This is a genomic window from Leptolyngbya sp. 7M (assembly GCF_018128485.1).
Genome location: NZ_CP070897.1, coordinates 4455537 through 4481407 on the forward strand (window position 1 = coordinate 4455537; position 25871 = coordinate 4481407).

Annotated in this window: 28 protein-coding genes and 1 tRNA gene; 14 read left to right on the forward strand and 15 right to left on the reverse strand. The window is 49.6% G+C overall.

Going from position 1 to position 25871, the window contains the following annotated elements; all coding sequences use genetic code 11:
• Positions 1-7: 7 nt before the first annotated feature.
• From JVX88_RS22810 to sbcD, 10 genes are all read right to left on the reverse strand, one after another.
• Complete coding sequence (locus JVX88_RS22810) at positions 8-439, reverse strand: molybdopterin cofactor-binding domain-containing protein (RefSeq protein WP_263975216.1); 432 nt, start codon at positions 437-439, stop codon at positions 8-10.
• Positions 427-1011 (reverse strand): transporter substrate-binding domain-containing protein, encoded by a 585-nt coding sequence (locus JVX88_RS22815; protein WP_211620511.1) that lies wholly within the window; start codon positions 1009-1011, stop codon positions 427-429. The genes JVX88_RS22810 and JVX88_RS22815 overlap by 13 nt, the downstream gene beginning before the upstream one ends.
• Positions 1012-1702: 691 nt before the next feature.
• On the reverse strand, positions 1703-1912 hold the full coding sequence (locus JVX88_RS22820) for a hypothetical protein (RefSeq protein ID WP_211620513.1): 210 nt from the start codon (positions 1910-1912) through the stop codon (positions 1703-1705).
• Positions 1913-2075: 163 nt separating this feature from the next.
• Complete coding sequence (locus tag JVX88_RS22825) at positions 2076-2291, reverse strand: hypothetical protein (protein WP_211620515.1); 216 nt, start codon at positions 2289-2291, stop codon at positions 2076-2078.
• A 339-nt stretch (positions 2292-2630) separates the two neighbouring features.
• Entirely contained in the window at positions 2631-3068 is a 438-nt protein-coding gene (locus JVX88_RS22830) for a putative toxin-antitoxin system toxin component, PIN family (RefSeq protein ID WP_211620517.1), read from the reverse strand.
• Positions 3069-3127: 59 nt separating this feature from the next.
• On the reverse strand, positions 3128-3844 hold the full coding sequence (locus tag JVX88_RS22835; RefSeq protein ID WP_211620519.1) for a 2-phosphosulfolactate phosphatase: 717 nt from the start codon (positions 3842-3844) through the stop codon (positions 3128-3130).
• A 206-nt stretch (positions 3845-4050) separates the two neighbouring features.
• Positions 4051-4653, reverse strand: coding sequence for an alpha/beta fold hydrolase (locus JVX88_RS22840; RefSeq protein ID WP_211620520.1), 603 nt, complete (start codon positions 4651-4653; stop codon positions 4051-4053).
• 40 nt (positions 4654-4693) lie between these two features.
• On the reverse strand, positions 4694-5584 hold the full coding sequence (locus JVX88_RS22845; protein ID WP_211620522.1) for a metal ABC transporter ATP-binding protein: 891 nt from the start codon (positions 5582-5584) through the stop codon (positions 4694-4696).
• A 1-nt stretch (position 5585) separates the two neighbouring features.
• Positions 5586-6623, reverse strand: coding sequence for a metal ABC transporter substrate-binding protein (locus tag JVX88_RS22850; RefSeq protein ID WP_263975217.1), 1038 nt, complete (start codon positions 6621-6623; stop codon positions 5586-5588).
• 14 nt (positions 6624-6637) lie between these two features.
• Complete coding sequence (sbcD, locus tag JVX88_RS22855) at positions 6638-6964, reverse strand: exonuclease subunit SbcD (RefSeq protein WP_263975218.1); 327 nt, start codon at positions 6962-6964, stop codon at positions 6638-6640.
• A 414-nt stretch (positions 6965-7378) separates the two neighbouring features.
• Here sbcD and rseP point away from each other — a divergent pair, with 414 nt between their 5' ends.
• From rseP to JVX88_RS22890, 7 genes are all read left to right on the forward strand, one after another.
• Complete coding sequence (gene rseP / locus JVX88_RS22860; protein WP_211620524.1) at positions 7379-8482, forward strand: RIP metalloprotease RseP; 1104 nt, start codon at positions 7379-7381, stop codon at positions 8480-8482.
• A gap of 571 nt (positions 8483-9053) precedes the next feature.
• Entirely contained in the window at positions 9054-10715 is a 1662-nt protein-coding gene (locus JVX88_RS22865) for an ABC transporter substrate-binding protein (RefSeq protein ID WP_225931145.1), read from the forward strand.
• Positions 10706-11005, forward strand: coding sequence for a hypothetical protein (locus JVX88_RS22870; protein WP_211620526.1), 300 nt, complete (start codon positions 10706-10708; stop codon positions 11003-11005). Before JVX88_RS22865 ends, JVX88_RS22870 begins: the two co-directional genes overlap by 10 nt.
• Entirely contained in the window at positions 10962-12971 is a 2010-nt protein-coding gene (locus JVX88_RS22875) for a M16 family metallopeptidase (protein ID WP_211620528.1), read from the forward strand. Before JVX88_RS22870 ends, JVX88_RS22875 begins: the two co-directional genes overlap by 44 nt.
• Before the next feature lie 20 nt (positions 12972-12991).
• Complete coding sequence (locus JVX88_RS22880; protein WP_211620530.1) at positions 12992-14086, forward strand: ATP-binding protein; 1095 nt, start codon at positions 12992-12994, stop codon at positions 14084-14086.
• A gap of 57 nt (positions 14087-14143) precedes the next feature.
• Positions 14144-14968, forward strand: a complete 825-nt coding sequence (locus tag JVX88_RS22885) for a tetratricopeptide repeat protein (RefSeq protein ID WP_211620532.1) — start codon at positions 14144-14146, stop codon at positions 14966-14968.
• Positions 14969-14985: 17 nt separating this feature from the next.
• Complete coding sequence (locus JVX88_RS22890) at positions 14986-15573, forward strand: phosphoribosylformylglycinamidine cyclo-ligase (RefSeq protein WP_211620534.1); 588 nt, start codon at positions 14986-14988, stop codon at positions 15571-15573.
• 302 nt (positions 15574-15875) lie between these two features.
• Here the strand turns inward: JVX88_RS22890 and JVX88_RS22895 are convergent.
• Positions 15876-15962 (reverse strand) — tRNA-Ser (locus JVX88_RS22895).
• A gap of 568 nt (positions 15963-16530) precedes the next feature.
• Here JVX88_RS22895 and JVX88_RS22900 point away from each other — a divergent pair.
• Positions 16531-17127 carry a phosphodiesterase gene (locus JVX88_RS22900; RefSeq protein ID WP_211620536.1) on the forward strand — a complete coding sequence of 199 codons (597 nt, stop codon included), beginning with the start codon at positions 16531-16533 and terminating at the stop codon, positions 17125-17127.
• Here the strand turns inward: JVX88_RS22900 and JVX88_RS22905 are convergent.
• A complete protein-coding gene (locus tag JVX88_RS22905; RefSeq protein WP_211620538.1) occupies positions 17090-18610 on the reverse strand; it encodes a serine/threonine protein kinase in 1521 nt (506 codons plus the stop codon). The two genes, JVX88_RS22900 and JVX88_RS22905, sit on opposite strands and share 38 nt — an antisense overlap.
• An 875-nt stretch (positions 18611-19485) precedes the next feature.
• On the opposite strand from JVX88_RS22905, the gene JVX88_RS22910 reads away from it, so the two are divergent.
• The gene (locus JVX88_RS22910; protein ID WP_211620540.1) at positions 19486-19737 is read left to right on the forward strand and encodes a hypothetical protein; all 252 of its coding nucleotides are present in this window, start codon (positions 19486-19488) and stop codon (positions 19735-19737) included.
• 131 nt (positions 19738-19868) lie between these two features.
• Positions 19869-20432: a Tfp pilus assembly protein FimT/FimU gene (locus JVX88_RS22915; protein ID WP_211620542.1), complete on the forward strand. Its 564-nt coding sequence runs from the start codon at positions 19869-19871 to the stop codon at positions 20430-20432.
• A gap of 88 nt (positions 20433-20520) precedes the next feature.
• Here JVX88_RS22915 and cbiB read toward each other — a convergent pair whose 3' ends face one another.
• A complete protein-coding gene (gene cbiB / locus JVX88_RS22920) occupies positions 20521-21243 on the reverse strand; it encodes an adenosylcobinamide-phosphate synthase CbiB (RefSeq protein WP_211620544.1) in 723 nt (240 codons plus the stop codon).
• Positions 21244-21248: 5 nt separating this feature from the next.
• Between cbiB and JVX88_RS22925 the strand changes: the two genes are divergently transcribed.
• Positions 21249-22454 carry a DUF3769 domain-containing protein gene (locus JVX88_RS22925; protein ID WP_211620546.1) on the forward strand — a complete coding sequence of 402 codons (1206 nt, stop codon included), beginning with the start codon at positions 21249-21251 and terminating at the stop codon, positions 22452-22454.
• A gap of 211 nt (positions 22455-22665) precedes the next feature.
• On the forward strand, positions 22666-23373 hold the full coding sequence (locus JVX88_RS22930) for a hypothetical protein (RefSeq protein ID WP_211620548.1): 708 nt from the start codon (positions 22666-22668) through the stop codon (positions 23371-23373).
• On the opposite strand, the gene JVX88_RS22935 is transcribed toward JVX88_RS22930, so the two are convergent.
• Positions 23340-23978: a peroxiredoxin gene (locus tag JVX88_RS22935; RefSeq protein ID WP_211620550.1), complete on the reverse strand. Its 639-nt coding sequence runs from the start codon at positions 23976-23978 to the stop codon at positions 23340-23342. The genes JVX88_RS22930 and JVX88_RS22935 overlap by 34 nt on opposite strands.
• Before the next feature lie 323 nt (positions 23979-24301).
• Here JVX88_RS22935 and JVX88_RS22940 point away from each other — a divergent pair, with 323 nt between their 5' ends.
• Together JVX88_RS22940 and JVX88_RS22945 are read left to right on the forward strand one after the other, a co-directional pair.
• Positions 24302-24616, forward strand: coding sequence for a hypothetical protein (locus JVX88_RS22940; RefSeq protein ID WP_211620552.1), 315 nt, complete (start codon positions 24302-24304; stop codon positions 24614-24616).
• 169 nt (positions 24617-24785) lie between these two features.
• Positions 24786-25145: a cupin domain-containing protein gene (locus JVX88_RS22945; RefSeq protein WP_211620553.1), complete on the forward strand. Its 360-nt coding sequence runs from the start codon at positions 24786-24788 to the stop codon at positions 25143-25145.
• 224 nt (positions 25146-25369) lie between these two features.
• Here the strand turns inward: JVX88_RS22945 and JVX88_RS22950 are convergent, their stop codons facing one another.
• Positions 25370-25525 carry a hypothetical protein gene (locus JVX88_RS22950; protein ID WP_211620555.1) on the reverse strand — a complete coding sequence of 52 codons (156 nt, stop codon included), beginning with the start codon at positions 25523-25525 and terminating at the stop codon, positions 25370-25372.
• Positions 25526-25871: the final 346 nt, after the last annotated feature.

Consider the following 25871-nt stretch of genomic DNA (forward strand, 5'->3'; position numbering starts at 1 on the left):
GCGCCAGCTAAACGGATGCGGTAAGCTGCGAATCAGCCGGCACTCGACTATGGGCGCGGACATACTCGATCGCTCGTAGGGTCGCTTCTGGTGTAGCCGGAGCCGCCAGCGGCACGTAATTGGCCTGTCCAAAGGCAGCAACCGCCGCTCGAATCGCTTCTCGAACTGACATAGCCAGCATCAGCGGTGGTTCACCAACAGCTTTACTGCCATAGATCACACCATCTTGAGCGGCTCGTTCCAGTAGATGCACTTCAAAGTGTTCTGGAATTTCGCTAATAGTGGGAATTTTGTAGGTGCTAGGTGCATCGCTGCGAAAGCGTCCCTGCTCATCCCAAACCAGTTCCTCCATCGTTAACCAACCCATTCCCTGGACGAATCCACCTTCGATCTGGCCCCGATCTACTAGAGAATTGATCGATTCACCTACGTCATGCACAATATCGACCTGACGCAGCTTGAAGCTGCCTGTAAAGCCATCGACTTGTCCGTCAGGTTCTGCTCGGTTGTGGTGCCAGACTGAACGCAGATTGATTTACCGCTCAGCCCCTTAACGTCTTGAATACCTGAAGCAGTAGTCACCATCATGCCTTGACCATCAAAGAAGGTGGTCGGCGCGAACTCTAACCCTAGGGCAGTGTCGCGGTTGATGGTCCAGGTCGTGTTGCGAACCAGGACATCAATCTCTCCTGCTGCTAACGCCGTAAACCGTTCTTGAGCACTCAAATTACGAAATTCAACTTTAGTGGGATCGTCGAACAATGCCGCCGCAATTGCTCGACAAAAATCCACATCCATCCCTGAGTATTCACCTGTGTTGTCTACAAAACTGAAGCCCGGCAGTTGCCCATTCACACCACAGATCAGCGAACCTCGACTAGTTACTGTATTGAGTGTGCTATTGGCATTGTTGTCTCCACCCTGGGCTGTTGAGTCACCCGTTGAGGCGCAGGCTACTGCAACCGCTGCTGTGAGGATGGTGGCTAGCAGCAGGGAAATCCATTTACGCATAAACCCTATTTCACTCACCGAACATTAATGAACAAAAATTTTATTTTAGACAGAGAAGCTAATGCACTTATCTGCATGGAGAAACTGGTCAACATCTACACAACGGCCTGAACGTAAATTCAGCCACCAAATGAGAGCTAGCTTACCCATCCAGAATGTATTGCATCTGCCCTGTGCCTTAATTGAAACTATTTACCAGCTTTTTCAACAGTCTACTGGTTTGAAAATTTTGTGTGTATCGGACTTCACAGTTTTTATCAGGAAAAGCCAGATTAGTAGGATCAGGCTGTAGCGTCGAATCAGAACTTAACTATTTGTTATGGGCAGATTGTTATAGACAGATTGTTATGGGTAGACGCGAAGAGAGAAGAGCCATCCCAATTCAGCTGAACGGCTGACTAAAGTGAGCTGAGAGCCATCCAGGCAAGCGCACGAGGTGCATAAAGGCATTGCCGCAGGCATTTCCGCAAAAAATGACTCCTGAGCAGTAGGATTTGTACCCATCAGCATCAAGAGCCGAATTCTGAAATTTCGATAATTTGCCTGATGGTGGTCTAACTGGCTTTATGGAGTTGGAAATGAATTGAGTGATTCTGTGATGCGTACAAACGCCCTGCTTGCTACAAACAATCAGCCTGGTTTGTATGCAGCAGATTTAACTTGACTAAACCCTTACACGTTGACTGACCGACTAGCACTCCTGCACCAACTCTCGGATTAGAGGAAGACGGCTGTGGATATAGTTACTGAAGATGGCCGTCTCACCATGATTTAAGGCTTGCTCAGAGCGCAATTGCCGTAAGAGCCACTGTTCTAAGCTATTGTCATCTAGCGTTACAGGAATGTTGGCTCGAATTCCTTCAACTAGAGACCAGAATTGCCGCATCATTGTAGGACTCATGGCAACCTCGACTTAAGAATTTCTTTATTTTTTAGCCTATCTGACTATACTGGATACCAGTCTTTCTCCACACAAGAAGACACAAGAGTTACAAAATCCTTTACAGATTGAGGTAAAACTTGACAAATAGGAGGTTGGCGTAACAATTTTAGGTGGCTTGCCACTATCGACCTAGCATCCAGTTGGTAGCGTCATCAAACGAATTGTCAAATCTGCTGTCAAACATCACGGTGTAGCTGGCCGAAGGAGTCATTTGTTGCAGCATCTTCAGGTGAGCCTCGGCGTCAGTCCGGCGCTGAAAGCGGTTGAGTACAGAGTGTTGGAGGTTGGGCTGCAGGCGAATAATGCACCAAGGCTGAGGGCGTTCAGTGTAGTTCATAGCTAATTTGGAGCAATGTTTGGATAAATGCTGCCTGATTGTAGCCATACCCGCTCGCTTTGTACACCACCAGAGTCAGTTGATAAAATTTTTGATTGATTGGATTTAGTGAAGCAACCAGATGATTCGCAGAGCCATCCCTGCTAATCCGGTTGGCAGCGAGCAAGGGGTCCAGGCTCCATCTACCATTTAATTTTGGTTCAATAACTAATCTGTTACTACAGCCATCCTTTCTTGAGTTTGAACGGGGTGCAGGGGTTCCACCCCTGCGTGGGGGCGACTCAGCAAGGTGAGCAAGCTGTTGATGCAAGGTTTCAGGCAATCGTAATGTTAATCGACTCACGGCTGTTCTCCTAATGCTAGTAAGTTGACAAATTCTACAGGTGTCATAATCCGCAATCCCAATGAATCTCTCGCACTCCGAAAATCTCGAATATTAAAGGTAACCACGATCGCCCCCGCATTCATTGCACAATCGATCACTAAATCGTCCCCTGCATCTGGAGAAGTCGGTCGCCACGAGAAATAAATATTTGTGTATTGAGCAATATTCAGAAGTTGCCCCAATACAGGTTGCAACTTACTCCAGCGTTCTCCTGAGAGCTTTCGAGACAGCACATCATCATATTCATAGGCAAGCGCATTAGAGACACAAACCACTATCAGCCCAGCCAGCCAAGCATCAATAATCAGACCTGAAGCTCCGCCCTGCTTGGTCAGTCCTTCAAACACAACATTAGTATCAACCACAATCCGAGGTAAAAGCAGACCAGGCATGACACCATTATAGCACCATAGACGGTGCCATACTATGGGTTTACCTCCAATCGGATTATTTATCTCGCGTGATTTACGTATGCTCTATCCACTAACGTGGGAACGCAATCACTAACATCTATTTTTGATGCTAAATCAACATCTTGCTCAAAGCCTCGCTCAATCAATTCTTGACCAGAACCACACTGCTCTATCAAATGTTCCAGAGATTGATGAACATCTAAATAGGCTGCAACTGCCGATCGCGCTTCTGGTGATAAGTTCCCTTTAAGATGGCTGATCACCGCTCCTGCTCCAATGAAATCCTCAAACGAAGGGCGGAGACTGCCATCACTCCATTTCTCTCCTGCTGGGATAATAGCAATGCGTCGTCCATAGTTCAGAGCAGCTAAAGCAACGGCTCTACAATTTCTCAAACATGCGGTTAAAGTCGGAGTTACTGCTGTTGCTAAACTTAGAGACGAGCCATTAGGCGAGGGAAGCACAAGCCGAGTTCCTTCACCTACAGAAAGCAAGGAAGTGGGTGACAACGAATAACGGACACTTCCGCGCTTTTCTGCTATTTCTGCGTTAATAGATTGAGCAAATGCTTTGACAGCTTCATCTTGCCATTGATAGGGAAAAACGATCGCACCTCGACTATTAGCAATATCAACGCAAGTCGAAAATGAGAGGACATCAATGATGATGATTACATCGCTGATAGGAGCTAAATGCAAAACTCCCTTCTCGCCCCACTCACACCGCACCTCAAACTCAGATTGCTCGAAGCTCATAAACTATGCATCGTTTCAACACTTAACGTTCACCTAATACTGAACTTCTCACAGACAGCTTGATTGTACCGTCCCAAACCAGGAACGAAGCAAGATAACGTTCCGGCTGAGCGGCTGCAAACAACCTTTGCGTCTCAACCGACCATGTTTTTACGTTCCGGTGCAGCGCGGTTGTTCGACTGCTGGAACCTGTTCCTTTTCGCTCCTCACATCATCGATGTCACCTCTCCTAAAAACTGCAGCACAGCTTGATTAAATAGCTCAGGAAATTCCATCCAACAGTTATGTCCGCCCCGTTCTAATATGACTAACTCAGCTTTTGGAATCTTGGCAGCGAGTTCTTCTGAAAACTCTATAGGAATGAAGATATCATCTCCACCAATCAACACCAGGGTCGGAACTGAGATTTGGCTGATTTGCGATCGCGTGTCATGCTTCATGAGCGCAGCAACTTGTCCGGCAAAACCGTGAGTGGATAGTGGATGAGGATGACTGATCGCAAGATTGACTGAAGCCATCACCGTTTCATCATCTTCAAAAAATTCGTCTGTGTAACTCCACAAAAAGCCTTCTCTGATGCGGGTTTCTAAAGATACATTTTCGTTGAGCATTCTCAGCCAGGTCTGAACTAAATGTTTTGCTTTGGCGGGAAATTGGGCGGCGGTTGTATTGAGTAGCAGACTTTTCACTAACTCTGGATATTTCAGTGCAATGATCTGGGCAATCATGCCACCCATTGAAAAGCCCAAAATATGAGCGTTATCCACATTCAAAAAATTCAACAAGGCGGCAGCGTCATCCGCCATCATTCATGCTGGAGGGGTGCGGTGAACCAGTGCAGTGGATCCATTAGCGTTCCTCCTGACTGCCTCGCGCTAGGCGGCTTTTTGTGAAGGGCAAATCGGCTAAGCCGCCGCCAAAGGTGCGAGAAAGATTCTCCTGGGTAAACACCTCCGAGGTATCGCCATAGGCCAGAATGGTGCGATTGATCAATACCACCTGATCGCAGAAAGTGGTAATCGAAGCTAAATCGTGAGTCGAGATCAAAATCGTGTGGCCTTGCTGACGCAGTTCCAGCAGCAGGTCGATCATCGCCTTCTCGGTTTTGACATCGACGCCGGCAAAGGGTTCATCGAGTAGCAAGACCGTTCCCTGCTGAGCCAAGGCGCGAGCAAAGAAGGTGCGTTTCTTCTGACCGCCGGAAAGTTCACCGATCTGTCGGTCTCGCAGTTCCCAAATTTGCAGTTTTTCCAAACTTTCACGCACGACCTGCCGATCGCGAGCGCTGGGGATCCGCAGAAAGTTCATATAGCCATAGCGGCCCATCATCACGACATCGTAGACGCTGACCGGGAAGTTCCAATCTACTTCTTCGGCTTGAGGTACATAGGCAACCAGGTTCTGTTTCTGGACGCGACGGACCGGCAAGCCATTAATCAACACCCGCCCTGTAACCGGTTTGACAAATCCCATGATGGCTTTGAATAGCGTCGATTTTCCAGCTCCATTCATGCCAACCAAACCGCAGATCGAACCCGCCTTGAGCTGCAAGTTGGCTCCGTGCAAAGCCACCTTCCCGTGATAGGCAATCGTCAAATTTTCGACATCAATGCTGGCCGCAGGAGAATGGGCTGCGGATGCTGCCGAGGAGGAATGAGCGGAAGCATGGGCCGGATAGGAATTGGCTGGTGAGGAATGAACCAGATAGGAATGGGTTGGATAGCGGTTGGCTGAGTGCATATCAACTTCCTTGCAGTCCTTGAATGAGCGTGGTGACGTTATGTTCTAGCAGTTTGAGATAGGTCGGGGCCGTTCCGTCAGGCGAGAGCGAATCGACGTAAAACACACCGCCAAATTTAGCCCCCGTTGCTTGAGCTACCTGCTTTTGAGGTTCATTGTTGACCGTGCTCTCGCAAAATACCGCCGGGATCTGATTGGTTTTTACTGTGTTGATGACCCGTTCGACTTGCCTGGGAGTCGCTTGCTGCTCGGAATTTACTGCCCAGAGGTAGACTTCCTTGAGGCCATAGTCCCGCGCCAGATAGGAGAATGCCCCTTCACAGCTCACCATATAGCGCTTCTCAGGCGGCACGGCAGCGATGGCGTTGCGCAATTTCTGATCGATAGCTTTGATCTGCTGGCTGTAGGTTTCAGCATTGGCCCGATAGGTTTCGGCATTAGCCGGATCTAGCTCAGTCAGCGCCTTGCGAATATTTTCGACATAGATCAGCGCGTTTTGAGGCGACATCCAGGCATGGGGATTGGGCTTGCCCTGATACGCATCTTCGCTAATCGCTACCGGCTGCACGCCCTCACTCAAGGTGACTCGCGGCACTCTGGGCAGGCTGTTGTAGAAGCGATCGGCCCAACGCTCCAAGTTCAAGCCGTTATCGAGAATCAGGTCAGCTTGTTGCGCTGTCGCTAAATCGCTGGGAGTCGGCTCATAGCCATGAATTTCAAAGCCCGGTTTAACAATCGATCTCACGATAGCCTTGTCACCAGCCACATTCTGGGCCATGTCGGCAATCACCGTAAAGGTCGTCAGGATCAATGGCTGCTCGTCTTGCTGTTCGTCTACGGGCTGATTGGCCGCCGTCGCTTCTGCCTCAGACCCGGAATTGGCCTGCGGTTGAGTAGCATTCAGTGTGCATCCACCTGCCCATAGCCCCAGCATCAGCACCAGCGAAACGGACACATGCTTGCCGAAGCGACGACTGGAATGATTGTGAAGCAAGTTACACCAATCGTTGAGTCGAGTTCCCATCCCAACGCCTTTCATAATCCTTTCATTTTCTACTGTACTACGGACCTGGCAAAAGTGAAAGAAAAATGAAATCGATGTTCCGCTCTCTGCCAGCTTGGCTTATTCTGGCGTTGGTGCGGCGGACGAAACTGAGCGGCAAAAGCTTCCTGCACGATTGGCAGTGGCGTGGCATCCGGAAACGCATCTCCACCAAACAAAACGAGATCCACCGGCTCAGCAATTGCACGGTCAATACAGCGCCCCAGAGTAGCCACGAAATCCTCCAGACGAGTATTCAGTCCTGTTTCTGGATTGATTCGCCCATGGGAAAATCCGCTACCCAGATGAATATCAGAAAGATGGAGAATCTTGATCATGGCAAAGCCCTTTGACGAAGGCGTTCAGTGCCAGCTCGCAAAGGCCAGCACCTGCCCCAACCATAGCATCATTGAGGGAGCATCATTGAGGGAGGCAGGCGTTAGGAGGCAGGCGTGGAGGTGGGGCAGGTTTGTCAAAAGAGTCGAAAGAGGACTGTGAACAAAGTAGGAATCCTGGTTCAATCCTTTGACATGACAAAACTACTTGTATAAGGCTTCAGCTGTTGGATCAGAAGTCGGAAGAGATGCTAGTTGCTGTTTCTTGTCATTCCACGCCAAGTTCCCTGCAGCCTGATCAACCCGCAAAATAAATTCTGACTTCTGACTTCTGACTCCTATCTATATTTATATAAAGTCGGATTTGCAACCGCAATCTAGAATAGACGAAGGCACTTAGAAACGTTTTTGGGGGTAATGTCATTGTTTTGGACTCTGGCAACGATCGCAGTTTTGGCGCTGCTCATTGTGGTTCACGAACTAGGGCACTTTCTGGCAGCGCGGCTCCAAGGTATTCATGTGAATCGCTTCTCGATTGGCTTCGGCCCAATTTTATGGAAATATCAGGGACCGGAAACCGAATATGCGATTCGCGCCTTTCCGCTGGGTGGCTTTGTTGGCTTTCCCGATGACGATCCGGACAGCGAGATCCCGCCCAACGATCCCAACCTGTTGCGGAATCGGCCTGTTTTGGACCGGGCAATTGTGATCAGTGCTGGGGTAATTGCCAACCTAATTTTTGCCTACTTTGTATTTGTAGCCCAATACAGTGTGATTGGTGTACCCGAGAAGTTTGATTTTCAGCCTGGTGTGATTGTGCCGGAAGTTACCTCTCAGGAATCACCGGCGGCATTAGCTGGCATCAAGTCGGGCGACATTATCCTGGCGGCAGATGGTCAAGAACTGGGGGCATCCGAGCAGGCAATTCGCACTTTGATGGATGTGATTCGTGATAACCCGAATGATCCAGTCGATTTGAAGGTGCAGCGGGGCGAACGTCAGCTTCAGGTCAGCGTCACACCCAAAATTGGAGATGATGGCGTGGCTCGGATTGGTGTACAGTTGGCTCCTAATGGCAGCATTACCGCCTATCGTCGTCCCAATGGTTTTTTTGAAGTGCTGGGTTTGGCTGCCGAGCAGTTTCAGAGCATGTTTGTCACCACTGTAAACGGCTTCTGGTCGCTATTTACTGATTTTCCTTCGGTTGCCAGTAAGGTGGCAGGTCCGGTCAAAATTGTTGAGCAGGGTGCAGGGTTAGCCTCTTCTAATGCCAACACCTTATTTCCCTTCACGGCGATCATCAGCATCAACTTGGCCATTATCAATATCCTGCCGCTGCCTGCTCTCGATGGGGGGCAACTCGCTTTTCTACTGGTAGAAGGCTTACGTGGTAAACCCATTCCTACCCGCATTCAAGAAAATGTCATGCAAACGGGGTTAGTGCTCCTACTTGGTCTGGGCATTTTTCTGATTGTGCGCGACACGGCTCAACTTGAAGTATTCCAGCGCCTGTTCCAATGAGTCGTTTTAGTAAATCCTGAGAATGGTTACTAGCCTCTCTGAGGTCTAGCCATTTAAGTCTGGAAAATTGAATAAACTCAACAACGTGTGAGCGGGATCACTGCCTAACAGACTGCTCAGCTTCACACTGGGCAAAGCATTGCTGTCTCTCCATACTCTACACTCCCATCCTGTTCGATAGTGGTTACTACACGCAAATTAGGAGCGATAAACCCAGGAGCCAAAAAGCTGGGAACTAAAAAGCTGGGAACTAAAAAGCTGGGAACCAAAAAACAAAGGGCGTCGGAAATCTTGACTCGGTTGAAGCGCCTCTATCCAGAAGCTCCCAGATGCTTGGCGGTTAAAACCGCAGCTATACAGCAGCTATACAGACAATGTGCACCTGCGCACACTCAACGGCCCATCAAATCTGCTTTGTCTATGAAGGTGACTGGCAACTGCATACGTTGTCTGTGTTGTCTTATAGTCTGTATAGTCTGTGTAGCCACGTTGGTGAAGCTTGCCTGCAGGGCTTATTCATTCGCCAGGTATGCTTTGATGTTGCAAGCAATTTGTTCATCTACAGTTCAATATGAATCAGCGTGTTAAACTCTCTGCTTGGCTATTGGGATTAGTCATGTTGTTCACCGCCTGTACTCCCAATCGATCGAATACTCCAACCACTACAACTCAAAATCCGAATCAAAATCCAAACCCAAATGCCGGTAGCTCAGCTGCTCAGGCTGGCTCTGCTGAGCAGATTGTTTTAGCAATTGGTGGTGAGAGCGAGGAAGGCTATGATCCGACCTTGGGCTGGGGGCGCTATGGTTCGCCGCTGTTTCACAGTACATTGCTGCGGCGCAACCAAAATCTAGAAGTTGTCAATGATTTAGCCACAGATTATCAAATTAGCGATGACCGCAAAGTTTGGACGGTAAAGATTCGCTCGGATGCCCAGTTCTCGGATGGAAAACCTGTTACGGCTGAAGATGTGGCCTATACGTTTAATAAAGCGGCAGAGAGTGGTGGACTTACGGATGTGACGGTATTGGATCAGGCCGTGGCCATCGATCCAACAACGGTAGAGTTACGCCTGAAGCAACCACAGAGTACATTCATCAATCGCTTGATCACGTTGGGAATTGTGCCGAAACATGCCCACGGCCCTGACTATGCCCGCAAGCCGATTGGTTCGGGTCCTTATCAAATGGTGCAGTGGGACGAAGGGCAGCAGTTGATTGTGGAAGCCAACCCGAACTACTACGGAGAAGCACCGCAAATTAAACGCCTGGTGTTTCTGTTTACCGAAGAAGATGCGGCCTTTGCAGCCGCCAAGGCGGGACAGGTGCAGGTGGCTTCAGTGCCCCAGTCACTGGCAGTACAATCCATTGAGGGCATGCAGCTTTACGATGTCACCAGTATCGATAATCGCGGCTTAATGTTTCCCTACCCAACGGCAAATCAAAAGAAAACACCGGACGGTGCTCCGGTTGGCAACGATGTAACTGCTGATCGGGCAATTCGCCAAGCGGTAAACTATGCAGTCGATCGGAAAGCTTTGGTTGAAGGGGTATTGGAGGGTTACGGTTCACCGGCTTATGGTCCGGTTAGTGGTTTAGCCTGGGAGGAGCCGCAAGCCAACATTCAGGATGCCCAACCGGAGAAAGCCAAGCAAATTTTGGCGGCAGGGGGATGGCAAGACACGAATGGAGACGGCATCGTTGAAAAGAATGGCCTCAAGGCCGAATTCACGATTCTCTATCCGGCCAGTGACAGTACTCGTCAAGCCCTAGCGCTATCCGTGATAGAGATGCTGAAGCCAGTCGGAATTCAAGCCAAAGCTGCCGGTAAAAGCTGGGATGAAATCGAACCGTTGATGCACAGCAATGTGGTGCTGTTTGGTTGGGGCAGCCACGACCAAACCGAGATGTACAATCTTTACCACAGCAAAGCGGCGCAGGGCGATTTCTATAACGCAGGCTATTACGCCAATTCTCAGATCGATCAGGTGCTGGATCTGGCGATGGGTGCGCCTTCAGAACAGGAGGCCATTGCCTTTTGGAAAGCGGCCCAGTGGGATGGTCAAAAGGGCTTTACCGCTCAGGGAGATGCGGCTTGGGCCTGGTTGGTGAATTTAGATCACACCTATTTTGTCAACAATTGCTTGGATATTGGCGAGCCGCAAATTGAACCGCACGGACATGGCTGGCCGATTACTGCGAATATTGCTGAGTGGAAGTGGACATGCAATTAAATCTGCAACTAAAGCGTTTGGCTCAATTTACAGTCCGCAAGCTGATTCGGCTGGTACTGCTGCTGATGGCTGTGTCCCTATTCAGCTTTGTGCTGGTGAGTTTGTCGCCGGTTGATCCAATCAATGCCTATGTGGGAGCCGAGATGTTGCAGATCGGCCCGGAACAGCGGCACGGCAGCTACTCCCGGAACAGCCATTCCAGCAACCGCCGCTCCAACCGCCGCTCCGGTGTCGATGACGCAGGGGGTGAAGAAAACAGTCTTGCAGAATGGCCTCACAGTACTGACTAAGGAAATTCATACAGCTCCAGTGGTGAGCGTACAGGTGTGGTATCGGGTTGGCTCGCGCAACGAAACGCCCGAACAAAACGGCATTTCCCATCAGTTAGAACATTTACTGTTCAAAGGCACAGTGGATCGTCCGCTTCAGTTTGGCCGGTTTTTTAATGCGTTGGGCAGTCAGTCGAATGCCTTTACCGGCTACGACGAAACCGCCTACTTCGGCACCGTGGAAAGTAACAAACTCGAAGCTCTGCTGACCCTAGAAGCTGACCGCATGCTCAATTCTGTCATCGGCTCTGAGCAGCTTGATAGCGAGCGGCAGGTGGTGAGCTCAGAACTCCAGGGCTACGAAAACAGTCCCGACTATCGGCTGACCCGAGCTGTGATGGCCGCTGCGTTTCCCCATCATCCCTATGGCCAGATGCCGGGTGGCACCAAGGCCGTTGTGGAACAGTTCACCCCAGAGCAGGTACAGCGCTACTATCGCACCTACTACCGACCCGATAATGCCATTCTGGTGATTACGGGAGATTTTGTCACCGCATCGGTTTTGCAAACAGTGCAGGAGCTATTTGGGCACCTAGCGCCTCCTCAAGCAGCGGCTCGCTTAGATGCCAGTTCTGCCAGTTCTGCCAGTTCTGCGCAGCAGCGGTCCCAGCAGTCGTCTGCCCCAACCGCTCCAATTTGGCTGCAAGAAGCTGGCAGTGTCGCTTTATTGGAAGCCGTTTATCCCTTGCCAAATCTGAATCATCCGGATGTACCCGCGATTAATTTGATGGATTATATCCTGACCGCTGGGCGCAATTCGCGGCTCTATCAGGCGTTAGTGGAATCGGGATTGGCTAGCTCGGCATCAGCCTATCCAGAAACGCTGCTGGAGTTGGGCTGGTACACTATTTTTGCAGTGGCGGCTCCGGAACAGGATCTGGCTCAGCTCGATCGGGTGTTGCAGCAAGCGGTGGCTGACATTCGACAAAACCCGGTTACAGAAGAGGAATTGCAGCGGGCAAAAGCCCTGCTCAAAACGGCAATTGTGCTCAACAATCAGGACATTACCAGTCAGGCCAGTCAGTTGGCCTATGACCAAACTGTGGCGGATGACTATCGCTACAGCGATCGCTATCTGGCTGCGCTTGAGCAAGTGACGGTGGCTGATATTCAGCGTGTGGCCCAAACCTACCTCGATCCGAGCCAGCGCACTCTGGGTTTATTTGAACCGACTGCTACTGCGGGGCAGGCAAATCTAGCAACCGCTGACCGTTCAGAGCCAACTATCGAAAGCTTTAGCCCTAGTCAGCCTGTAGATCCGGCAGAGGTAGCTCGTTATTTACCACCGATTCCGCCTTCCACCACTACCTCCCAAGCGCTGCCGACTCAGTTCAAATTAGATAATGGTCTGCAAGTGCTGCTGCTGCCCGATCCTAGTACACCAATGGTCAACCTGAGCGGCTGGATTGGAACTGGCGGCAGTGGGTTTGACCCCGAAGCCAAAGCTGGATTAGCGAGTCTGACGGCAGACAACTTGATGAATGGCACCCAACGCCAAACTGCCTTGAGTTTGGCCCAAACCTTAGAAGATGTGGGTGCAGAACTCAGCTTTGGCGCATATCAGGAGGGCGTCAGTTTTTCTGGCTATGCTTTGAATCAACATCTGCCGACGCTGGTGCAAACCATGGCCGAGGTGCTGCAACAGGCGACCTTTCCGGCTGACCAACTCGAACTGAGCCGTCAGCGGGCGCTGACCAGCCTCAAGGCTGAGCTGGATGACCCCAGTAGCTTGGGTTGGCGGATATTTCAGCAGGCGATTTACCCCAGCGGCCATCCCTTCCATGCCTTTCCCACCGAAACGAATCTGAAGCAAATTACCCAGGCCGATCTGGTGCAGTTTTATCGAACCTACTACCATCCGGGTGCTACCTCGCTGGTGCTGGTGGGTGACTTTAATCCAGAACAGGTACGCTCGCTGCTTCGCTGATTACCGATCTGCTGCCCAAATTGAAAGGGAAAACCCGGTTACTGTGGATCACAGGGATTTCTGGAATTGGCAAAACCGTCTTAGGGGAATGCCTTGCCAGCAAAGCTTGGGAGAGCGATTCTGCTTTTCAATGGATTTATCTGGAAGTTTTGGAGGGACAAAGTCCAGATTTTCCTTCTGTTGCGTCTGATTTGCTCGCTAAACTAGGCGATCGTGATATTGACCCTCAGGAACGGAACAACCCGGATCAGTTAGCCAAACGACTGTTGCGAAAGCTGCAATCTCATCCCTATTGGATACAACTGGATGCATTGGAACGATTACTCAATCCTGAGCACCCCACCGAATTTGTTGATGCTTACTGGGCTACCTTTCTTCAGCGTTGCCTAACCAACTCCCCTTTTGCCAGTTGTTTGGTCTTGACTTCCCAATCGTTTCCCAATCCGCTAATTGAATGGAACGATCGCTACCCCAACGTCTGGGTAGAAATCCGGCTGGACGGGCTATCGCAGGTCGAGCAACAACTGGAATTCTTTGCTAAACGTGGAATTGCAGTAGATGCCGTTAACCAGGACGTCCTGGCGCAGATTGCCAAAATCTATGAAGTTCATCCTCTAGTTTTGAAGGTAAATGCCGAAGATATTCTCAAGGAATTTGCAGGGGATGTCGATCGCTATTGGCAAGTGAACCAACTCGAATTTGAACAAGTTGCCAGAGAACTACAAGTCGCCCGACTGGATGAAACAATATATAATGAAGCCCTCGATCGCAAAGTCCGAGACCGCATCAAGAAATCCCTGGAACAACTACCAACGGATGCCTTGGATTTACTCTACCGTAGTTCTGGCTACCGCCGTCCTGTCCCCAAATCGTTTTGGCTTGGGATGATTGGCGATCGTTCTTTCCAGAAGCAGAAAGAAGCCTATCGAGTATTGGGCGATCGGGCTTTGATTGAGCAGGAAGTCAATCAAAATCAACGCCTGATTCGTCAACATAATTTAATTCGGAATATCGCCTACGATTTGCTATGCCAAATTCGATCGCATGGGAAGTTGCCGAACACCAAGCGGCTGAACTTTGGCTCACAGTCTACGAACCTGATCATAACGTGCTGAATCTGGAAAAATAGCGGGGGCGATCGAGGCATTTCATCATTATTGCGAATTGGAAGATTGGAAGAATCTCAGGAAATACTGCTAACCCCTCTTGATTCTTTTAATGGAGTAAATTTATCTAGGCAACTAGAATTTTGGGGGTATTACCAAGAAGAAATGGATATGTGCCAGCGACTTCTTAACAAAACAACATCTGCTACAGATATTCTCTGCCTTGCAAGTCTAGGCAATTGTTACTTACGCCTAGCTAACTATCAGCAAGCTACTAATTACTATCAGCAGAGTTTACTTCTTGCTCGTAAAATTAATGATCGTTCGCGTGAAGGCGATGCATTAGGTAATTTAGGGCTTGTTTCATACAGACTAGCCAACTATGAGCAGGCAATTGAATATCACCAACAAGATTTAGCTATTAAACGTGAAATTGGTGATTGCCTAGCGGAAGGTAACGCTTTGGGTAATCTAGGACTGGTTTACAAAAATCTAGGGGACTATTTTCAGGCAATTGAGTATCAGCAACAAAGTTTAACAATTGCTCGTAAACTTGAAAGTCAACAAAGTGAAGCGAATGCCCTATGTAATTTGGGAATTATTCACTATCATTTAGATGACTATCTAGAAGCAATTAATTACTTTCAACAGTACTTAAGAATTGTTCGCAAAATTGGTGATCGGTTGGGCGAAAGTACTGCTCTGAGTAATCTGGGTGAGATTTTTATAAAACTTGAACGTTACACAGAGGCTTCGAAAAGTTTACAGTTGTCCCTCGAATTAGTTAAAGAAATTTGTGATCGACAGGGAGAAGGCATTGCTCTTGTAAATCTGGGATATATGTCAATCAAACTAAAACAGTATTCAGATGCACGGCTCTTCTGGGTTTAGGGTGATAAGCAAAGTTAATGGGAGAAGCAGGCGAGCAGGCGAGAACGAAAGTTGTCGAAATTCACAAATCCGGTTCAGCGGTACAGGTAGGGGATGTAGCGGTGGGGTTGGCGAGTGCGGGACTGCACAGCAATGGCTATAGCCTGGTGCGCAAAATTATTGAACTCACTGGGCATCAGTTGATGGATCGGCCCAATGAATTGGGTGGCAGAACTCTGGCTGAGGAACTGCTGACGCCGACGCAGATTTACGTCAAGCCGGTCCTATCGGCACTTCGGTCAGGATTGGAAATTCACGGGATGGCCCATATCACGGGTGGCGGCCTACCGGAGAATCTGCCACGCTGTCTGGCAGCGGATCAGTCGATTCGGATTCAGGTGGATCGTTGGGAAATACCGCCGGTCTTTGAGTGGCTGGCGTCTCGCGGTGCAGTTGCGCCGTTAGAAATGTTTAATACCTTTAATATGGGCATCGGCTATGTGCTGCTGGTGCCGTCGAGTCAGGTTGAATCCACCATTCAGTGGTTCACCGCTCAAGAACTGCCGGCCTATGCTATCGGTGAAGTGATTGCCGGTGCGGGTGAACTGGTATTTAGCGGCTTATAGATTGCTAATCCGTTGATTTGGTGCAGCGCTTGGTCTCTGGTACCAACAATCCAGATTTGTGCTTTTTCGTCATCAAAGACGTTCAGATTCTCGTTAAATTCGATAGTCGTTGTAATGTAGCCTCGCTGCTTTGATTTCTAGAAGAAATCGCTCAAGCAGATGCATAACTATTAACTATAGTGAGCATCAAGCGAGGCGATGATATTGGCCGTTCAATCACAGTACAGTCAACATAGCCTAGTTTTCTGGTGGTAACAGAAAGTCAGGTCAGCTGACGCTTAAGTTAAGAGCCTAGCGAAGAACGGAGAGAGAGGGATTCGAACCCTCGTTAGAGTTACCCCTAAACAGCATTTCCAGTGCTGCGCCTTCAACCACTCGGCCATCTCTCCAGGGGATTTGAGCTATGGCTTATTTTGCCACAGGTCTGCCATCATAGCAAAAAAAGCAGCGTTCGCAAAGAGGCGGCTGCGACTCGATGATCTACCCAAAGATGCGAGTTATTACCTTCACGCAGCTTAACGTTATGCAATCTAAGATTACATAATTCAAGACCACGCAATAATTCACCCAACTAACCTGGCGAAACGCCCATCGATAGTGTGATTTTGATCACATTAAAGCTTGAGTTGGATTCCTGTTGCTGGATCAGGAAACAAGTATGGTGTAAAAGCGGTCGCGTGTAACGGGAATTGAAGAGCGACTGCTCCCAACCAGGGGTGATTCTGCATCCAACCAGACCTAAGTTCTTACCTGCCCTTCGGGCAATGCATCTAGCTAGATCGCCGACCGTCATAAACGCTAACTGAGTTAAGCCCAGACTGAATGAAGTATGAATGCAGCAACTTGAGCCGAATCCCTGAATTCTGGTTCCTAGATTCTGGACTGAGGTGGCAGTTGCCAGTGCCGTGAATCAGCGCATCTTCAAAAAATCTTCATGTTTAGTATTCATCAGTGAATATGCCTCTTTTATCTCCCCTTCAGGTCGTTCAACTTTCCGATACCCATCTGTTTGCCGATCCCAATCGAGAGCTGTTGGGCCTATCAACGGCAGATTCGCTCAAAACCGTATTGGATTCAGTTCGCCAAATCCAGCCCAAGCCCGATCTGCTGCTGCTGACCGGCGACCTGTCTCAAGACGAATCTGCCAAATCCTATGAACGCCTGCGTGATTTATTAGAGCCACTTCAGATTCCGGCCTACTGGCTACCAGGAAACCATGACTACCCACCGCTGATGGCACAAATCCTGATGACGCCATTGATTGCTACCGACAAGGTGTTTCAGGGCGGCGGTTGGAACTTTATTCTGCTCAACTCGATGACCACAGGCAAGGTCTACGGTGAGCTGTCAGCCGATTCTCTCGACTGGTTAGAGCAGCAACTTCAGCAGTGCCCTGTCCAGCCCACGCTAATTGCCTTACATCACCCGCCCTGCCCAATTGGATCTAACTGGATTGATCAAATTGGCCTCCGCCATCCAGAAGCGCTGTTTGCCGTGCTTGATCGCTATGAGCAGGTTAAGTTAGTGCTCTTTGGCTGCGGTTGCCCTGTCTAGGCGGTGGCGCTACAGCTGGAGGTGGTGCATCAATTGGCTCGGTTGATTCAGTTGACTCAGCTGAATCGGTTGAATCTTCTGGAGTCGAATCTGTTTCCTCACTTGGCGGAGAGGGTTCAGCCTCAACTGCTTCTGGAGATGACTCAGTGGCTTCGGGACTCGGCTCGAGCGTCTCTAACGGGCTGGGTGAGTTTAGAGGAAATTCTGGCTCGTTTCGGTCTCTTCTTCTTGATCTAGGGACATTATCAATGATCTCTGGAGCGGGCGCCAATTCTTCTTGGTCGGGTTGGGAACCTTCCGTGGGTGAAAGTACAGCATAAACAGCGATGCCCGCCACTGCGGTAATCGTCAGCAGCCCAAAAATTAAACCACCCCGCCAAGGTTTGTGTCCTGGAGGGGGTGCGGTTGGAGCGCTGGGATCAGGAGCCGGCAATACAATATAATCCGCCTGATCCGAATTAGAGCGGGAATTTTTGACGCGGTTCTTACTCTTAGAGCGATTCGCTTTCGCTGGATTGACTTGTGGAGGCGGAATCACAGGCTGGGGTTGAGAACGAGGCTGACGCCGAAACGGACCAGAGCGATAGCGGGGACTAACGGCTACAGTTGCTGCTGTGGATGTGCTAGAGCGGCGACCTGAATTGGGTGAAGCAATTGGCGGCAGGTCAGGAGATGCCTCCGGCAACAGTGCTAGCCAATCCGACACCGTACTGGGACGGTAGCGAGCTTCAACCGCCATGCCGCGCATCACAGCCTGGTTGACGGCAGCACTCAGCTGGGGCTGTAGGTCACGAGGTGCCGGCATCGGTCGCCGGTCGCGGAGAATCGAGGCAATGGGCACCTGGGCCGTCAGCAAAGCGTAGAGGGTGGCCGCTAAGCCATACACATCCGTTGCAGGGGTGCGCCTTTCCTGCATTACATACTGCTCAATCGGCGCGTAGCCTTCTGAAATTAGGCTGGTGTGGGTCTGGGTTTTGCCATCGGTAAATTCGCGAGCAATGCCAAAGTCAATCAAAATCACTTCCTGAGTGCCTTGGCGCAAAATGATGTTTTGGGGTTTCACATCCCGATGCAGCAGGCCGTTTTGGTGCACTACTTCCAGAGCTGCGCCAATCTGGCGGATGTAGTGAACCGCAATTTCTTCTGGTAAAGGATGATTAGAAAAAACAATTTGCTCCAGAGTCTGGCCAGGGATGTAGTCCATCACCAGATAGGGCACATCATCTTCGATGAAAAAGTCATTCACCCGCACAATGTTGGGATGGACACAAAGAGCCAATCGGCGTGCTTCGTCGTGAAACTGCTGCTCCATCTTGCTGAACTGGGGATGGTTCTGGTTCAGCATATTCAGCGTTTTGATGACCACAGGTTGCCCCAAATAATGGTGCGTGGCCCGAAACGTCACCCCAAAACCGCCCTGGCCCAGTAGCTGATCCAGAGTATATTTGCCGCCCTGCAAGGTTTTACCCAATAGCGTGTTCATACGCCCTTAACTCACCCAATGGAGCACTTTAGATTTAGGACTTTATTTAGGATACGCGAATCTCTTCGGTACCGTTAGTAGGCTTAGGACACACCCTGAGCTGCCATAAACACCCAAACTCCCACCCTGCTGGGCAACTATACCTTTCTCCTGATCCTCAAGCAAATCCGGAATTCCCCGATTGGGGGATGTAGATTCATCACAAGAAGCATATTTTAGATATATAAGCCTTATTCTTAATATTTATTTAGGAGGCTCACAATGTTAGTTGCTCTAGCTGGATTTCTCTTCTTGGGTGGATATGCGTTAACCTCGGCAATCTTTGTTTCCCGGATTGGTGAATTTGAATCGGCAAGCAAGTAGGATTAAAGACTGCGTGTTATGCCCGTTGTCTGCAATACACCTGCAATACACCCGCAACACGTTTGTATGCATCTGTAACACACTAAAATCTGCGCCAGTAGGGTTTACCCTTCAAAAAAATACCTACTAGGTTGCCAATCAGCATCGTATAGGACGGTTCTAGTAGCTCGGTTGGAATCGGCAAAATACTCCTCGCTAGCAAGATCCGCTACGTTCTGAGCCAATTCAACTCAGACGGAACCCGAAACGCTGGTTACGTCAATCCTGGTCAGTTCAGTAACTTCACAAGCTGGCCCTATGGCAACAACAGCGATGGTCGATTCGTTAACCTCCAGTCGGCCCGCCCAAACGGAAGAGCCGATACGTTAGTCGATTTTGTTGGTTTTGATTATTTAGATCCCACCGTAGCTAATGCGGCTGGACAAACTGGCTTCTGTCCTAACTCTCCTGCTAGCACCGTTACCTACAGCATCTCTCCTCCAGCAGGTTTGTTGCAGGGAGATTTTGCCAATGTGCGAAGTTTCTATGCCTGTGTTGCGGCTCCGACCCAGTCGGTTCGGTCAGGAGGGCAGACAATTTCACTGCCGGATCCGACCCAATACCGCGATGTTGTTGTGTACCTCAGAGGGAGCGCTACCGGGAGACCGGGCATTTTACCCGATAGAGATGGTCTCTTCCTCAGAAGCAACGATCAGGATATTTTACCGGTGCTGCAAACTCGAGTCCTCAACCGTAGCGTCTTAGGCCGCAAACCGACACCGTGACGGTTTAGGTTTAGGCTACTAAAGCTTAGGTCGCTAAATCGACAGAATGGACAAATAAATAAGACAAATAAATAAATAGATATCGTACTAAGCTTCCTTTCAATCCTTATCACACTGGAGTTGAACCCTCAATGAGCAAATTAGCCCCATACCGCTCTACTGCTGGCTTTACGCTAGTTGAAATGATTGTGGTGATCATGCTAGCCGTGATTTTGGCGCTGATTGCAGCTCCCGGTTGGTTGAGCTTTGCCAACAGCCGCCGCGCCGAAGCAGGCAGAGAGCAGATCTTTCAACTCCTGCGGCAAGCCCAGACGCAAGCGATTCGCAGCCGCCAAAACCAGGTAGTCAACTTTATTGCACCGCCAGATCAACTGCCAGCCGTCAAAATTGCAGAGGACATTGTTCAACCAATCGATGGGCAAGATCCTAACAGTCAGGGGAATGCCAATTTACTGAAACTCGAAGTCAGCTCGAATGCGAAAGTAGGTTGCGCGCCCGATGCGGTTGGCTGTGTGGTGTTCAACGACCGGGGTAACATTGCGATTGAAGCCAATGATCTAGGGGAAAACGGCATCGTGATTTCAGTATCTTCTCCAGCAGATAACACCAATATCAACAGTAGGCGCTGTGTTATTGTAAAAACCCTGTTGGGGGCGATGGCGACCAGTAGCGGAGAGGATTGTAAACTGTCGTAGACAATCCAGTGCTGATAGTCGCGATGTTTTTAAAAGTGGTCTATAGACGGAAGACGCCCACCCGCTCAGCTAACTGAACCAACTCTTGCTAGCGTGATCGCCAAATTAACACTAGCCAAACGACTAGCCAGGACAAAAAGCTCACACGAGTCAGGTGCAGCGCCTGCCTGATTTTCTCTGCGCTGATTGGATTGAGCGGATCCCCCAATATGGGTTTGGGTTTAATCACGCCTTTGTAGCGGTTAATGCCACCAACCTGTACTCCTAAAATAGCGGCATAGGCGCACTCGCTCCAACCTGAATTTGGACTAGGGTCTTGAACGGCATCCCGCTGGCAGAGTTGCCAAACCCGTTGGGGAGAACCAGACCAGAGAGCCAAGGTCAGCACATGCAGTCGGCAGGGCAACCAGGTCAAAACATCTTCTAACCGAGCGCTGAACCAGCCGAGGTGGGTATAGGGAGGATCCCGATAGCCGACCATTGAGTCTAGGGTGCTAGCCGCTTTGTAAGCGAGTGCTATTGGCGCGCTGCCGATTGGTAAACTGGCTCCCAGAATGGCGTAGAACAAGGGAGCCATGACGCCGTCGGTGGCATTTTCCGTCACGGTTTCCAAGACGGCTCGCAAAATTTCCGCTTCTGAGAGGTCTGCTGTATCACGGCCCACATATCGGCTCAGCTTGGCTCTGGCGGTAACCAGGTCTCCTACTGCAAGAGGCTGGAGTACATCCTCAGCGGCTTGGCGCAAACTGCGTCCGGCAAAACAGCTTGCTAGCAAAATGACAGCTACCGTTAGGCCGAGAAAGGGATGCAAACCGTTTGCTACTTGATAACCGTAGACGCAACTCCGGCTTGTTTAACTTCGGGTTCGACGACAAGGACCGGGACGGTTTCTTTATTGAACGCAGGTTTGATGTCTATTCCACGCCGCTAGTCTCGTTTAGCCTGACACCCCAAATTCTGGTGCAGCGAGCAATTGACCAGGGTAGCTTTCCCGATCCCGATCACTTCGGTCTGGTTGCCGATCTGGATTTTCGCCCTAGCCCCAACACCACGGTTCAAGCTGTCGCCAATTTTAGCAGCCTGGATTTTAGCGAAATCGAGGATCGGCTGCGGGCCAGCGTGCGAGCACAGCAGCGGGTGTTTAACCATACCGTGGCGCTGGAATACAGCTACCGCGACCGGCTATTCAACGGCTCGTTGGGCTTTCAGGATGTGCAAAGCAGCCTTGGCCTGGTGATAAATTCACCCCGCTATGTGCTGGGAGATAGCTTGATCAATCTCACCTATCAAGGCAGTATTCAATACGTCAATGCCCAAACTGACCAGGCAGACCTCTATCCATCGCTGCGTCAGGATCGAGATTTGAGCTGCATCGATCCCGATGACCGAGCTACAACTGGTAATGGCTGTGCAGACCTAACGCGTTATCAGGTGGCGGCTACTCTCAGTCGCTTCTTTCCCATCTGGTATGGCACTCCCCTGCCGCCGACTCCCACCGAAGGGCTGCGCTATACACCAACCCCGGTTGTGCCCTATCTGGGCGTGTTTACCCAGGTGCAGGGGGTTTACAGTGGCTATAGCAACGGCGACACCCAGGCCAGCTTGCGCGGTAGTGTTACTCTACTGGGTCAGATCGGTCGGTTTTCGCGACCATTTTTGGACTCCACAGAATTCAGTTTTGGCTATTTCAATACTCTACTAGAGGGCAAATCGCCCTTTTTGTTTGACCGAGTCGGCGATTCCCAGTTTGTGATTGCTAGCCTGACCCAGCAGATCTATGGACCGTTACGGGCTGGGGTACAGGTTGCCTATAACCTCGATACTCAGGATGAGATTGATACGGTGTACAGACTAGAATATAGACGCCGTACTTACTCCATCATTGCCACCTATAGCAGCGGCAGGCGAGAAGCAACCCTCAGCTTTCAGTTAAATGACTTCAATTGGACTGGTGATCCGGGACCCTTTTCTGGCTCAGGCAGCAACACGGTTGAAAGTAGCGTCATTCCAAGTATCAACTAGGCTGCAATTCATCTTGAACTAGTTGATAGACATTGGCTGAATGAATGGGAATACGTTGACCACGTGATTCAAGGACTGATGGAACGCTCAGCTTGTCACTGACATTGTTGAAAGCTGGCATTGTTGAAAGTGAATTTTCGTGCGATTCCGATCCATTGCCCCAATTTCCCGATTAAAGTTTGTTAAGAACCCTTTTTATACTGTGGGTGGCATGACTGAGCAAGCCAAAGATGTGATTGCTGTAAATGTGGCTGAGTTAATGACTCGCTATAGTTTTGATCTAGGAGGCTATGGGCTAGAGCAGTGGATCGAACAATGGTTGCGGCAATATCCGGCAGAATGGTTAAGTCCGGCTGTAATCGAGGCGCTTTATCAAGGTCGCTATAAAGCTGTTTCGGTTTGGCAGATTTTGGAACTTTGGCGACGGCGGGGCAGACCGCTTCAGCACTTCAGTCGCGAGTTTGAACGGATGATTTCGGGTCGCTCGCTGCAGCTCTTGTTTGCCGAACCGAGGTTCACTGAACCGCTCCTCACGATTCCCCAACCTGTTTTAGTAGGTGCAGAAACCAACGGCAGCAATTCTAGATACCGCTCGGCGGTTGAACCGAGGCAGCTCGTACCTCAAAACCTGAGCGTGGATACCTCGGCGCTAGTATTTCCAGCCCGTCCTTCCACTTATGACTCTCCTCCATCCGAAACACCACCTGCAATCCAGCCCTTTCGACCGTCCCAGCAGTTCCAATTAAGCTTGCCACCAGAAATTCGCCAGCCGCTAGTCAAAGCACCAAGTCGTACACCGATTCAACGATTTGTGCCAGTACCAAAATCGCCGGAAATTGACGATCGATTACACGATAAGCTGAAAGGTTGTGCTATCAAATCGCCTTACTTGTTGGGTTGGGGAGTCATCCGCAGATAGGGCTTCAGCTCGGTGACGCCTTTGGGGAACTTTTGCTTTGCTTCGTCGGTGGGAATCGTTGGCACAACCACCACATCATCACCATCCTTCCAATCGGCGGGGGTGGCTACACTGTAGTTATCTGTGAGCTGAAGCGAGTCAATTACCCGCAGGATTTCCTCGAAATTGCGACCGGCGCTGGGTGGATAGGTCATCGACAAGCGCAGCTTCTTGCTGGGATCGATGATAAACACCGTGCGGACCGTCACCTTGGCATTGGCATTGGGGTGAATCATGTCATAGAGGTCAGAAACCTTTTTATCCGGATCGGCCAGGATGGGATAGTTGAGTTTGGTTCCCTGGGTTTCCTCGATGTCGCCGACCCAACCTTGGTGGGAATTAACATCATCCACACTCAGCGCAATGACCTTAACGTTACGCTTATCAAACTCGGGCTTCAGCTTAGCGACCGTACCGAGTTCAGTGGTGCAAACGGGGGTGTAGTCAGCTGGGTGGGAAAAAAGCACAACCCAACTATCGCCTGCCCAGTCGTAAAAGTTAATTTCACCATCCGTGGAGGCTTGGGTGAAGTTGGGAACCGTGTCCCAAAGTCGGAGTGCAACCATAACTGAAATTCCTGTCTGTTACTTCAACAACAAATCAATCCTTACCATGAACTATCATCTCACAAACTCCGGTTTCCCGATGGGGGTTTAGAGCTTTCTTAATGATTTGAGCCTTTTGCCAGGATTTGGTCAGCCGATCCTCTGCCTAAAATCCGCAACCCCCAATTCATAAAAAACCGAGCGCAACAAATCGCAACAAAAAAGCATCTATTTCCAAGCATTTTCCAAGCATTCACAAGCATTCAATTGTAGCGGTAATTCAATTCCAAAATTCGGTCTTAAGATGGGGAAGTAATTCCACACCCTGTTTCAGTTGATTAGCGATGCTTCAACTCTTGCATCCATTGATTCGCGGTTTGCTTCACCTGATCCAGCCAATCTTAGTACCTCTATGTTTTGGCCTCGCTTGGCTGCTGGTAGCGCTAATTTTTTGGAGCCTTTGGAGTGCGATGCGCGATGCTGTTAGCCATGCCAAACAGATGCATGACATTCCCTGTGCCGACTGTCAGTTTTTTACCAACAGCCATTACTTGAAATGTCCGGTTCATCCCAATGCAGCCCTGTCAACCGAGGCGATCAACTGTCCCGATTATCAAGCGGCTAGTTATTCAACTTTGCCAGATGATTTTGCCAGATGATGAAATTGCCAGACGATAATCCAGCAGGCAACTAGTACTGAAACTAGCCTACCGGCATTGAGGGAAACGCAACCAGGAAAACTTTAGTCAAATAGTTCGTCCTGCGGATTGGATTCGTGTGAATTTATACAGTTGTTCACCTTAGTTTAATTGGCAAGATTGATCGGCAATGTTGATTCGGAAGCTATTGGAATGCCCAGAGTTTGTTGCAGGAGATGCAACTCTGCTGCGGGAATTGCTGCATCCAGATAAACAGCCTTTGGCGCTGCGCTACAGTTTGGCCCATGCAATTGTGCCACCTGGAGCTAGTTCCAAACCACACTCTCTCAAGACCTCTGAGGTTTACTATGTCCTCAGCGGCACTGCGGAAATGCATATCAATGACGATGTGCAAACGATTGTCCCCGGCGATGCGGTTTACATTCCCCCTGACGCTAAACAATTCGTGCGCAACCTGAGTGCAGAACCGTTTGTCTTCCTCTGCATTGTTGACCCAGCTTGGCAACCAGAAGATGAAACTGTGGACTAGCCCTACAAGATCTTTGTCAACCATCAGGTTGGCCTGATCGACGGTGGATGTTTCAGTCGTTTGGCAAACCTAACTAAACCTAACTTGTGAATAGTGAATTTAAGTGAAGTTAAACAACCGTTGCGCAACCATTTCATGCTCCGATTGCCATGATTGGTTGTTTCATGATGGATTTTGTTTAATTTTTGCCCAGGAATTGTGATTTAGTATACAGAATAACCTTGTTAAGAATTGATGAAGGTACCGTCCCCATCTTGATCCTGACTTTGCCAAGTGACGACAAAATTACCGAGGGAACCAATAGCAATATCGGGCTTTTCTTGATTGCCGCTGACATAGGTATTGACGCGAAAGTCGGAGCTGGATGAGTTAGCGCTCATAGTCTTTCTCGATGCGGGTGCAGCACCATGATAGATGCCATATCTAGAGTTGAACCGCTTTGTTAAGTAATATTTTGGCCTAGATGTAGGGTAAATAGAATAACAGGTCCAGTTTTATAGTGTGCCTCTGTGGTTTTCAGTACAGGTGGGGTTTTGCAGGATTCGATTGCGAAATTTGCTTAACTCAACGGCCCCAAAGTTTCCATTGAGTTTCCATTGGTTTACCAAAGGTTCAAGGTAACGCTGCAAACCTGACTAGTTAAACTTTTTCCTGATAAATGTCCTCTTCTAGCCTGACCAAAATCGAGCCGGGATGTTATAAGTTAAAGTGAGATTTTTTAACTAA

What these genes read in the sequence shown, in the direction of transcription:
- JVX88_RS22935 (WP_211620550.1), bottom strand. Translation starts at nt 23,978, where the DNA reads ATGGTTGCACTCCGACTTTGGGACACGGTTCCCAACTTCACCCAAGCC.
- JVX88_RS22950 (WP_211620555.1), bottom strand. Translation starts at nt 25,525, where the DNA reads ATGAGCGCTAACTCATCCAGCTCCGACTTTCGCGTCAATACCTATGTC.
- rseP (WP_211620524.1), top strand. Translation starts at nt 7,379, where the DNA reads ATGTCATTGTTTTGGACTCTGGCAACGATCGCAGTTTTGGCGCTGCTC.
- JVX88_RS22825 (WP_211620515.1), bottom strand. Translation starts at nt 2,291, where the DNA reads ATGAACTACACTGAACGCCCTCAGCCTTGGTGCATTATTCGCCTGCAG.
- JVX88_RS22930 (WP_211620548.1), top strand. Translation starts at nt 22,666, where the DNA reads ATGACTGAGCAAGCCAAAGATGTGATTGCTGTAAATGTGGCTGAGTTA.
- JVX88_RS22835 (WP_211620519.1), bottom strand. Translation starts at nt 3,844, where the DNA reads ATGAGCTTCGAGCAATCTGAGTTTGAGGTGCGGTGTGAGTGGGGCGAG.
- JVX88_RS22865 (WP_225931145.1), top strand. Translation starts at nt 9,054, where the DNA reads ATGAATCAGCGTGTTAAACTCTCTGCTTGGCTATTGGGATTAGTCATG.
- JVX88_RS22820 (WP_211620513.1), bottom strand. Translation starts at nt 1,912, where the DNA reads ATGAGTCCTACAATGATGCGGCAATTCTGGTCTCTAGTTGAAGGAATT.
- JVX88_RS22915 (WP_211620542.1), top strand. Translation starts at nt 19,869, where the DNA reads ATGAGCAAATTAGCCCCATACCGCTCTACTGCTGGCTTTACGCTAGTT.
- JVX88_RS22870 (WP_211620526.1), top strand. Translation starts at nt 10,706, where the DNA reads ATGCAATTAAATCTGCAACTAAAGCGTTTGGCTCAATTTACAGTCCGC.
- sbcD (WP_263975218.1), bottom strand. Translation starts at nt 6,964, where the DNA reads ATGATCAAGATTCTCCATCTTTCTGATATTCATCTGGGTAGCGGATTT.
- JVX88_RS22815 (WP_211620511.1), bottom strand. Translation starts at nt 1,011, where the DNA reads ATGCGTAAATGGATTTCCCTGCTGCTAGCCACCATCCTCACAGCAGCG.
- JVX88_RS22900 (WP_211620536.1), top strand. Translation starts at nt 16,531, where the DNA reads ATGCCTCTTTTATCTCCCCTTCAGGTCGTTCAACTTTCCGATACCCAT.
- JVX88_RS22940 (WP_211620552.1), top strand. Translation starts at nt 24,302, where the DNA reads ATGCTTCAACTCTTGCATCCATTGATTCGCGGTTTGCTTCACCTGATC.
- JVX88_RS22850 (WP_263975217.1), bottom strand. Translation starts at nt 6,623, where the DNA reads ATGAAAGGCGTTGGGATGGGAACTCGACTCAACGATTGGTGTAACTTG.
- JVX88_RS22840 (WP_211620520.1), bottom strand. Translation starts at nt 4,653, where the DNA reads ATGATGGCGGATGACGCTGCCGCCTTGTTGAATTTTTTGAATGTGGAT.
- JVX88_RS22945 (WP_211620553.1), top strand. Translation starts at nt 24,786, where the DNA reads ATGTTGATTCGGAAGCTATTGGAATGCCCAGAGTTTGTTGCAGGAGAT.
- JVX88_RS22890 (WP_211620534.1), top strand. Translation starts at nt 14,986, where the DNA reads ATGGGAGAAGCAGGCGAGCAGGCGAGAACGAAAGTTGTCGAAATTCAC.
- JVX88_RS22830 (WP_211620517.1), bottom strand. Translation starts at nt 3,068, where the DNA reads ATGCCTGGTCTGCTTTTACCTCGGATTGTGGTTGATACTAATGTTGTG.
- JVX88_RS22845 (WP_211620522.1), bottom strand. Translation starts at nt 5,584, where the DNA reads ATGCACTCAGCCAACCGCTATCCAACCCATTCCTATCTGGTTCATTCC.
- JVX88_RS22905 (WP_211620538.1), bottom strand. Translation starts at nt 18,610, where the DNA reads ATGAACACGCTATTGGGTAAAACCTTGCAGGGCGGCAAATATACTCTG.